We start from the raw sequence: 766 nt of genomic DNA on the forward strand, positions 1-766 counted from the left end.
TTTAATAATTGAAGAAAGGTGGTCGAATAATGAAGCAAAAAGAAATCCCTCAATACGCTCTGTTTGTGAATGTAAAAGATTTAAAGGAAATGCAAAGAGATATTTGGTCAGAAGAAGCGGTTCAGGCAACGATGAAGTTTAACAAAAAACGCTACGATATTGATTTGCTGCTAAGAGGCTCCCACATTCGGAAGATGAAAAAAAAGTCATATTATATTGAATTTTATTCTCCAAAAATATTTCAGCGAGCCAAAGAAATACACCTAAACGCTGAATACAAAGATCCATCGCTTATGCGCAATAAATTGTCCCTCGATTTTTTCTCTTCTTTAGACGTTTTATCTCCTCATTCTCAGTTTGTCACTCTTAAGATTAATGGGAAAAATGAAGGAATATATCTTCAACTCGAATCGGTAGATGAACTATTTTTGGAAAAAAGAAATTTAGCGGATGGATCCATATTTTATGCAGTGGACGGAGATGCTAATTTTTCTTTGATGAGCGATTTGGATAAAAGGCCGAAAACAACTTTGTTATCTGGATATGAAGATAAAGCAGTGAAAGAAGGGGATCAGGAAAAATTAGAAAAGTTTATATTTAATCTTAATACGTGGACAAATACGGAATTCGAACAGAAWATTGAGAAGTACCTGAACGTCGACCGCTACTTATCTTGGTTAGTCGGTATTATTTGTATGCAGAATTACGACGGTTTTGTCCATAACTATGCCCTCTATCTAAATCATGAAAGCGGGCGCTTTGAACT

1 protein-coding gene is annotated in these 766 nt (G+C 35.0%); it reads left to right on the forward strand.

Annotated elements, in window-relative coordinates; all coding sequences use genetic code 11:
* Nucleotides 1-29 precede the first annotated feature (29 nt).
* Nucleotides 30-766: CotH kinase family protein (locus AC1DRF_RS30650; protein WP_477742654.1), on the forward strand; the 737-nt coding region annotated here is incomplete at its 3' end.

The sequence above is a fragment of the Priestia sp. P5_B4 genome (genome assembly GCF_056400385.1).